This is a genomic window from Pontiella sp., from assembly GCF_041622395.1.
Classification (GTDB): Bacteria; Verrucomicrobiota; Kiritimatiellia; order Kiritimatiellales; family Pontiellaceae; genus Pontiella.
The window spans coordinates 1-9,764 of the sequence record NZ_JBFJYW010000138.1 but is presented as its reverse complement, the minus strand read 5'-3'; the positions used below and the strand labels follow the sequence as shown (position 1 = coordinate 9,764).

The window sequence follows — 9,764 nt, the reverse complement described above, 5'->3', positions numbered from 1 at the left end:
GTTCCATGATGTCGCGACACTCTAGAGGGTCGCTCGGGCGGTCGTCCAACCTTTTCAGGGATTCTCCGCTGGGTGCCTGTGGGGGGAATTGCGTAGCGCGGAAAATGGCGCGCGGCGGAATCTACTTGCAAAGCCGCGCAAGAATACCGACCTTTTTGCGACTGGTTTTGCGTTTGCATTCGCCGCGGTCGAGTGGAATCGGCCTTTGCCGGCCCAGCTCCAAGATCTGGAGGCCGGGCCGTAAGGAGCGGACGGGCAAGCAGGAGCCGCACGTTAGAGGAAAGATTGGATTTTACCAAGATCAAGGAGAAGTCGATGGCGAGAATGAAGAAATGTTTGTGGGGCATGTGCCTGCTGCTGATATCCGCCGCTGCCGCGCAGGCGGTACCGGCGACGGATTCCGGCACCTATTTTGTGGCGAACGGCACGCCGCAGGTGAATGAAACCCTGATCCGGTCCGGCAAAAACAACAACGGCCGGATCGAATTCTCGGGGTACGCGACCTTCGATCTGTCGGGTATCGCCGGCGCGGCGGCCGAGCGCGGCATTTTGCTGTCCGGGAACCTGAAGGTTTTTCAGGGAAAGCCCGCCGGGTTGACCGTCGACTTTCTCGGAACGTACGGCGAGGGCGACCTGACGGTGACGAGCGGCGCGGAGTGGGGCGCGGCGGAGGCGGTCGTTAGTCGGTCTGTTTCGCCAAAGGAAAATAGTTTTACCGTTCAGATGGGACTTCCGGCGGATGAGCTCGTTAGTCGTTTTGCCGTGTTCCGTTTCAGCAATCAAATGCAAGCGTCGCAGTGGGATCTCGCTTCGATCACGTTGAGCCTCGCCGATGGCGCGGCGGCTCGGGTCGCGCAGAAATCGGAGGAACCGGCGCGGAGTGCGATGGAGACGGCCGAGTTGTACCACAAAATGGTTCCGGCCGAAAAAGAGCTCGATCCCGATTGGGTGGCGTCTTTGACGGAGCGCGGGCACCCGCTGGATGCGGCCATCCGCGGCTCCAAGGCGGAGGATTCGCTCAAATACATCGGCATGCCGGTCGGCGGAATCGCCTGCGGATCGCTGGTCATGGATGGCGCCGGACGGCTCTACGCCTGGGATATTTTCGGCGCGCAGCCCAAGGGGATTATCAATCAGGACGTCGCATTGCCGGAGGGCTATGTCGGGTTTAAGAACGGATTGCGCAAGACCATCCGCATTCATGACGGCGCGAACTTCATGAACCCGCCGACGGTCGAAAAATTTCCCCCGCCCGTGACGTCGGGCTTTGCGCTGAAGATCCAGGGCGGTTCGGAATTTGCGATGGATGCCGCGGGTTGGGAGACGGTCGAGTTCGAGGGGCAGTGGCCCGTCGGCAACGTCGCCTACAACGATTCCAAATCGCCGGTCCGCGTTCAGCTGGCGGCCTTCTCGCCCTTCATTCCGCTGAATGTCGAAGATTCCAAACTTCCGGCCACCGTGATGGCTTTCACGCTGACGAACGGTTCTTCGAAACCGGTTTCGGTTGCGTTCGACGGTTGGCTGGATGTGCCGGGCCGGGACGCAAAGCTTCAGTCCGCTTCTTTTAATGGCGCAACCGGGTTTTCCCTCGATCTGCCCAAGGCCGGCGGGCAGAAAGCCGGTTCCCTGGGCCTGACGGTGATCGGCGACGCCGAACCGATCAAGAAAGACGGCGCCAACGGCCTGCGGGTTTCCGCCGAGCTGGCGCCGGGGGAGAGCCGGGAAATTCCGTTCCTGATCACCTGGCGCTTCAACCATGACGCCTATACGAAAAAGTTCAACAACGCCGCGGCGGTCGCCAGCTATGTTTCGGGTAATTTCGAGCGCCTCTCTTCGCAGACCCGCCGCTGGGCGGATACGTGGAACGATACGAGCCTGCCGCAGTGGTTCATGGACCGCGCGATGGCGCCCGCGAGCACGATGCAGACGGCCAATTTGCAGTTTGCCGGCGACCGCTTCTGGGGCTGGGAGGGCATCGGCGCCGGCCCCGGCACCTGCACGCACGTGTGGGCCTATGCCCAGGCGATGGCGCGCCTCTTCCCGTCGCTCGAGCGCAACCTGCGCGAGGTGACCGACTTCGGACTCTATCAGATGGAAGACGGCGGCGTGCCGTTCCGTCCGTCGAAGGACAAGACCAAGGTCGCCATCGACGGGCAGTGCGGCACCGTGCTGCGCTCCTACCGCGAGCACCAGATGTCGGCGGACGACGGGTTCCTGAAGCGCAACTGGCCGTCGATCAAGAAGGCGGTCAACTACCTGATCGAGTTCGACAAAAACGACGATGCCTACGACGGGCTGCTCGACGGCGAACAGCACAACACGCTCGATGCCGAGTGGTACGGCAAGGTGCATGTGCTCTGCTCGCTCTACCTCGCCGCGCTGCGCGCCGGCGAGGAGATGGCCATCGACATCGGCGACGCCGCCTTCGAAACGCTCTGCCGCGACACCTACGCAATGGGATCGAAGAACATCGAAAAGCTCTACAACGGCGAATACTACGTGCAGATCGAAGACCCGAACCACCCCGACGCGATCGGCGTCGGCCCCGGCGTCTACATCGACCAGGTCTACGGCCAGTTCTGGGCCAACCAGGTTGGACTCGGACGGCTCTACAACGCGGAGCACATCCGCTCCGCGCTGAACGCCATCTGGAAATACAACTACCTGACCGACGTCGGCCCCTTCCGCGAAGTGTTCAAAAAGGGGCGATTCTATGCCTGGAAGGGCGACGGCGGGGTCATCATGTGCTCGTGGCCCAACGGCGGGATCACCGAAAAGCAACGCGAGTTCTGGACCTTTGGCTACTTCAACGAAGTGATGTCCGGCTTCGAACATCAGGTCGCCGCCCACATGATTGCCGAGCGCGATCCGGAGCTGCTGACCAAAGGGCTGGCGATCATGCGCACGGTTCACGACCGCTATGCGCCGGCCAAACGCAACCCCTACAACGAAATCGAGTTTTCCGATTTCTATGCCCGCGCCATGGCCTCCTACGGCAGCTTTCTGGCCGCCTGCGGGTTCGAATACAACGGCCCCGAAGGCATGATCGGCTTCGATCCGCTCCTCCACCCGGAAAACTTCCGCGCGCCGTTCACCGCCGCCGAAGGGTGGGGCACCTTCAGCCAGACCCTCGGCCCCAACGAGATGAAGGCCGAACTGGCCGTGAACTGGGGCCGACTGAAGCTCCAGTCGATTCGCTTGAACCCGGTGGGCTTGGAGGTCGGAACCGCCGCCGTTTCGGTCGATGGAACGCCGCTGAATGCCCAACCGGTGAAGACCCAAAACGGAATCTCGCTGGAATTCAAGACCCCGGTTACGCTCGCCGCCAACCAAACGTTGACGGTCGTGCTTCGGTGAAGAAACGAAGCGAACCTGCCTTGTCGTGGCGGTAGCCGGACGGGCCGGTTCGCGGCTCCGGGCCGGGCCCATTGGGCCGCCGGGCCACGCAGAATTGCGGCAATACATCAAAAAATACGCTTTGTGAGGGGCAGAATACCCTTTTCAGGCGATACCGCTCTTGGGGTAAATTGGTAGCATGTCCAGCTTACGATGCGTGTTGCGTCTACTGGGTGGGCATACCCCGGGATGGAACGGTTATTTAATGGAGAGTAGGATCGATATGAAATCAAGGAATCTGCACCAAACGCTGACGACGCTCGCGGTGGGGGCGCTCTTTTTTGCGGCGGTTGCCCAGGGCGCTCCGAAACCGCCCAATATTGTTTTTATCGTGGCCGACGACCTCGGGCCGGGGTGGGTGGATTTCGACGGGAGCGATTCCCGAATCAACACGCCGAATCTCGAGCGGCTCGCGCAAAGCGGAATGGTGTTCAGCAAGGCGTATGCCGCCGCGACGGTCTGTTCGCCGACGCGCGCGGCCTTGATCACCGGCATGTCGCCGGCGCAGATCGGCCTGACCACCCACATTCCGGGGAAGGCCGGCAAGGAGCGCCCGGCGCCCAAGGGCGGGCCGAAGGATGCCGAAACGCTGAAGCATTTGCCGCTGGAACTGCCGAGCTATGCGCGCGAACTGAAGAAGCAGGGCTATGCGACCGGCTTCCTGGGCAAATGGCATTTGGCCGGCGAGGGGTCGATCAGCACCAAAGACGGCATCGTGGACCGCCGCTACCATCCGGAACATTTTGGGTTCGACTCCAACATCGGCGGCTGTGCGTATGGTCAGCCCAAGTCCTGGTTTGATCCCTACAAAAACGGAACCATCGAGGATCGGGAAAAGGGGGAATACCTGACCGACCGTTTGGGCGACGAAGCCGTCGCTTTCATCCAATCCAACAAAGAGCGGCCGTTCCATTTGTCGCTGTGGTTCTATTCGGTGCATTCCCCGATCCGGGCTCCGAAAGAGCTGGTGCAAAAGAATGGCGGCAATGCCTATCTGGCCATGCTGGAGAGCATGGACAACGCCGTCGGCAAGGTGCTCGATACGCTCGACGCCACCGGAACCCGCAAGAACACCCTGGTGGTTTTCTATTCCGACAATGGCGGCGACAAACCCACCGAGTGGCTGGCGGATAAAAAAGGTTCGTTGCTGGAAGGCGGCCTGCGGGTACCGATGGCGGCCAGTTGGCCGGGGGTGATCAAAGGCGGAACAACCTGCGACACTCCCGTGAACAGCATGGACTTTTTCCCGACCTTCGTGCATGCGGCGGGCGGATCGACCCAGGCGATTCCCCAACTGGAGGGGCTGGACCTTATGCCGCTGTTCCAGGGGGCGAAGAAACTCGACCGCGATGCCCTCTATTGGCACTACCCGCACAACCGCCCCGACGTAAAATATTTCATGGGCAGCTCCATCCTGGAGGGCGACTGGAAATTCTACGAAGGGCACGGAACCATTCCGGATGCGCTGTTCAATCTCAAGGACGATCCGATGGAGACCCAAAACCAAGTCAAAGCCAATCCCGAGTTGGCGGAACGCCTGCGCGGGAAACTGAACAAATGGTTGGTTTCGGTGAATGCCAAGATGCCGCCGCCGGTGGGAAAATAGAGGAACGCGCGCCTGCGCCGGGACCTAACGAGGAGAATGAAATGACGGGATTTAACGGATTGAGCACCATGCTGGGGTCGCTGTTGCTTGTGGCAACGGTTGCCTCGGCCGATGAACGCTTCGTGCTGCACTACGATTCCCCGGCTCTGGAGAGCCAAGGAAAAGGAAAGGGCAAGCTGGGCTACATCGAGACGGCGTTGCCGATGGGCAACGGCAGGCTGGGGGCCATGTTTTCCGGCGGGATCGATACCGAGCATCTGATGCTCAACGATATTACGCTGTGGATGAACACCAAGCGCGGTCAGGACGAGGCGGCTCAAAGCAGTGCCCGCAAGGTGGATCCGAAGGATTTCGAAATGGTTCGGCAGGCCTATCGCGATGGCAAATACGGGACCAAAGCGGGCAGCATGGAAAGTCTGTCCACCGAATATATCAGCAGCCAGGAGCCGCTGGGCAACTATGCGCCTTTCACCGACCTGCTGATCGCCACCGGGCACGATCCGGCGGCGGTCCGCGACTACCGCCGCGCGCTCGATGCGCGCACCGGGCTGGGAACCGTCAGCTATTCGATCGGCCGCGGAACGTTCAAGCGGGAATTCTTCTGCAGCTACCCGAACGATGTCGTTGTGGCGCACTACACCGCCGAGGGGGCCAAGCTGAACCTGACGGTCTCCACCTCCTCCAAGCATAAAGGCGCGAACGTGAAGGTTGCCGGCAACCGAATCGCCCTAACCGGCGCCGCGAAGATGGTCAAGGACGATGTCGAGTTCATGCAACTCGTGCAGGTCGATGCGAACGGAACGGTGACGCCGCAGGCCGATGGATCGCTGGCGATCTCGGGCGCGAGCGAAGTGACGCTGATTCTGGCGGGCTATTGCGATTATCTGCCGGTCTATCCTTCGTTCAAGGGGCGCGACTATAAAGGGGACTGCGAAAAAGCGGTCTCGGCGGCGGCCAAGCTTGGGTTTGCTTCCCTCAAGAAAGCGCACGTGGACGACTTTTCGGAGCGGATGAACCGCTGCCGGCTGGAACTGGATTTCAAGCCGACGGGAAAGACCACCGACCAACTCGTGGCCGCAGGCAGCAGTCTGGAACTGGAAAACCTCTACTTCAACTACAGCCGCTATTTGCAGCTGAGCTGCTCGCGCGGCGCACCGGTGCCCTCCAACCTGCAGGGCTTGTGGAACGACTCGCTCAAGCCGGCGTGGAACTGCGACTACCACACCGACATCAACGTGGAGATGAACTATTGGATGGTGGATCCCGCCAACCTGTCGGAATCGTTCCGCCCGTTCGTCGAATGGATGAAGGTCCTGGCGCAGTCGGGGGCCTATACGGCGAAGGAAACCTTCGGGGTCGACCAGGGCTGGAGTGTCGGCCTCAACGGCAACGTCTTCGGCTTCACCGGCCAGAACGAGCATGGCCGCCGCGCCCAGCAGGCCGGGCACTGGCTTTGCCAGAACCTATACGACCATTATGCCTTCAACCAGGACCGGGCCTACCTCGAAGAGATCTATCCCATCCTGAAAGGTTCCGCCGAATTCTTCGTCGAGTACCTCGCCCCTTGGAAGGACGGTTCGCTCGTGGTCTATCCCACCTGGTCGCCGGAAAACACCTACCTCGCCAAGCAATATAGCAAGTTGAACAAGCAGGCCTACGGGGCGTCGTGGGACCAGCAGCTCGTGCTCAACCTCTTCACCGACTGCATCGAGGCGTCCACGCTTCTCGGACGCGACGAAGCCTTTCGCAAAACCCTCCAGGCCATGATCCCGAAACTCTGCCCGCAGAAGATCGGCCAACACGGCCAGCTGCAGGAGTGGCCGGAAGACTGGGATGATCCGAAGGATACGCACCGCCATATCTCGCACCTGATCGCCCTCCATCCGGGGCGCGACATTTCGCCGGTCACCACCAAGGAACTCTACGAAGCCGCCCTGGTCACGATGAAGCATCGCGGCGATGCCTCCACCGGCTGGAGCACGGGCTGGAAAACCTGCTTCTGGTCGCGCCTGCACGATGGCGACCATGCGCATAAGATCTATCAGTTCCTGACCGCGAAGCGGGCCTATCCGAACCTGTTCGATTTCCATCCGCCGTTCCAGATCGACGGCAACTTCGGCGGCGCAGCGGGCGTTTGCGAAATGCTGTTGCAGAGCCACCTCCGCAGCGTCGACAACCGCGCCAACTCCATCGAGGCGGCCGCCTTTGTGGCCTATGAAAAGGACCCGAAAAACCCCAAGCATTTTGTGCCGGTCGCTCCGGACGAAGCACTGGCCGACGCGCCCTACATCCTGCATCTGCTGCCCGCGCTGCCGTCGGCCTGGCCAAACGGCAAGATCAACGGCCTCAAGGCGCGCGGCGGCTTCGAGGTGGATCTGGAGTGGTCGGCCGGAAAGCTGGTCCAGGCGACGATCCGCGCAAACCGCGACGGCACCTGCCGCGTCTATTCAAACGGTAACCTGAGCGCACCCATTACGCTGAAAAAGGGCGAGTCGAAGGTTTGGAAATAGCCTCCGCAACAATCAATCAAAACAAGGTTCCATCATGAAGCGTACTCTATTCATCGCCCTTTCCATCGGTGTGGTTTCGTTCTTGCCGTCCATCGGGGCGGACGCTGCGGAGATCCGTTCGCCGGATAAACGCATTGTGTTGAGCACCCACGCGGAAAACGGGCAGGTGGCCTATTCCGTTGAGTTCAACGGAACGCCCGTCATTGCAAAATCCCGTTTGGGTGTTGAGCTCGAAGGCGGCGCCTTTTCGGGGCCGATTGCGGTGTCGGGGTCGAAAACCGGCGCGCACGACGAGCGCTGGAAACCGGTTTGGGGGCAGTTCGGCGAGGTGCGGGACCATTACAACGAACTGACGTTGGATGTCGCGGAAGTCAACGCGCCGAAGCGCACGATGCAGGTGGTTTTGCGGGCCTATGACGACGGCATCGCATTCCGTTATGTTTTCCCGAGCCAAAAGGGGCTGGCCAACGCAAATTTCGCGAAGGAATGGTCGGCCGTTTCCATGGTGTCCAAGGACCCGGTTGCCTGGTATGCGGCCACCTCGACGACGCTCGCCAACGAGGTTCCGTTCGGCAAGATCGGCAAACCGTGCCGCACGCCGTTCACCGTTCAGCTTTCGGACGATTGCTTCGTCTCGTTGCACGAAGCGGCCGTCGTCAACTCCTCGGATGCGATGCTGTCGCTCGGTGCCGACCGGCGCACGCTCACCTATTCCTCGTCCTGCAATCAGGAGGCCGGCTCGGTCAGCGCCTGGCGCACGGTTCAGATTTCCGCCACGCCCGGCGGGCTGGTCGAGTCTTCGCTGATCCTCAACCTGAATGAGCCGAGCCGGCTGGCCGACACCGGCTGGATCAAGCCGGGCGTTGCGCTGTGGGACTGGCGCAACCATGGCGGCAAGGCGGACGACGGCTTTGTCTACGGCATCAACACCGAGAGCTATATCCGCTACATCGATTTCGCCCACCAAAACGGGTTGCCCTATCTCATCATCGATGCGGAGTGGTATGGCCCCGAACGCGACGATAAATCCGACCCGATCAAGTACGAACACGACGTCGATATTCCCCGCATCACCGACTACGCCAAGCAGAAGGGCGTGGGCGTCTGGCTCTACATCAATGACCGCGCGCTGAAGAATTTCGATATGGACCGCACCTTTTCCCAGTATCGGAAATGGGGGATCAAGGGCATCAAGCACGGCTTCCTCGGTGGCGGGAACCAGACCAAAAACGCCTTCAGCGTCAAGGTGCTCGAGAAGTGCGCGGAATACCAGCTCATGTACGTTCTCCACGAGGCCAACAAGCCCACCGGGCTGACCCGGACCTATCCGAACTTCATTTCGAGCGAGTATGTCAACAGCATGTTGGATGCGGCGAACCGCGTGCCGGCAACCCCCTCCGAGCTGGCGGTCTTCCCCGTCGTGCATTCCCTGTCCGGCCCCGTGGACCGCAGCTGCGGCCTGTTCGGCCTGGATGAGGCGATCGGGCGCGAAAAGGTGCACAAGCAGATCCCGAGCACGGTGGTTTCGCAGGCCGCACAGTGCCTGGTCTTCCCCAGCGGCATCCTGACGCTCCCCGATATGCCGGATGCCTACAACCGCAAGATGGATCTCTTCGAATTCATCAAACAGCTTCCGATGACCTACGATGAAACGAAGGTGCTGGAAATGAAGATCGGCGACTACATCACGATGGCCCGCCGCACGGGCGATACCTGGCTCGTGGCGGCCTTGGCCGACGAATCCGGCCGCGCGCTGGAGCTGAATCTCGATTTCCTGGAGCCGGGCGTCACCTATGACGTCACGCTCTACGAAGACGACGCGAACGCCGACTATCAGTTCCCCGGCGGATGGAACAGAAAAGATGCCGCCAAGAAAAAGGTGCCGTTCAAACCGGTGGAAACCAAACGCGAGCTTTACCAGATTCGCAAACAGACGGTGAAAAAGGGCGATGTCATCTCCGCCCGCATTGCCCCGGGCGGCGGCCATTGCATGTGGATCCGGCCGGCAAAATAGGCCGATGCGGTTCCGCTGCGTTTGGACCGGATTTCGGAACCCCTGATAAACCCGGATGGACACCGATACTCAATTAGGTGCTTCCGTTTTAACTTTCTGCCATCTTGCGTTCCTTCGCCAACCACCCTAAATCATTTGGTCGAATTCTCTGTTGCGTTGCCGCCTTGTGGTAAGGGGTCAGTCCTTGAAAAATGATGTTTTTAATTGAGTTGCTTGCGCTGATGGTGTAGTCCCTATC

4 protein-coding genes are annotated in these 9,764 nt (G+C 60.7%); all 4 read left to right on the top strand.

What is annotated here, in order from left to right:
- Positions 1-315: 315 nt before the first annotated feature.
- The 4 genes from ABYO54_RS09385 (at position 316) to ABYO54_RS09370 (ending at position 9,526) form a co-directional block, all read left to right on the top strand.
- Entirely contained in the window at positions 316-3,357 is a 3,042-nt protein-coding gene (locus ABYO54_RS09385; RefSeq protein WP_372807993.1) for a GH116 family glycosyl hydrolase, read from the top strand.
- 262 nt (positions 3,358-3,619) lie between these two features.
- A complete protein-coding gene (locus tag ABYO54_RS09380) occupies positions 3,620-5,002 on the top strand; it encodes a sulfatase (protein WP_372807992.1) in 1,383 nt (460 codons plus the stop codon).
- Between the two features lie 41 nt (positions 5,003-5,043).
- The gene (locus tag ABYO54_RS09375) at positions 5,044-7,512 is read left to right on the top strand and encodes a glycosyl hydrolase family 95 catalytic domain-containing protein (RefSeq protein WP_372807991.1); all 2,469 of its coding nucleotides are present in this window, start codon (positions 5,044-5,046) and stop codon (positions 7,510-7,512) included.
- A gap of 34 nt (positions 7,513-7,546) precedes the next feature.
- On the top strand, positions 7,547-9,526 hold the full coding sequence (locus ABYO54_RS09370) for a glycoside hydrolase family 97 catalytic domain-containing protein (protein ID WP_372807990.1): 1,980 nt from the start codon (positions 7,547-7,549) through the stop codon (positions 9,524-9,526).
- Positions 9,527-9,764 lie beyond the last annotated feature (238 nt).

Bases quoted from the DNA above. Each gene is read 5' to 3' on its own strand.
- ABYO54_RS09385 (WP_372807993.1), top strand. From the start codon at position 316: ATGGCGAGAATGAAGAAATGTTTGTGGGGCATGTGCCTGCTGCTGATA.
- ABYO54_RS09375 (WP_372807991.1), top strand. From the start codon at position 5,044: ATGACGGGATTTAACGGATTGAGCACCATGCTGGGGTCGCTGTTGCTT.
- ABYO54_RS09370 (WP_372807990.1), top strand. From the start codon at position 7,547: ATGAAGCGTACTCTATTCATCGCCCTTTCCATCGGTGTGGTTTCGTTC.
- ABYO54_RS09380 (WP_372807992.1), top strand. From the start codon at position 3,620: ATGAAATCAAGGAATCTGCACCAAACGCTGACGACGCTCGCGGTGGGG.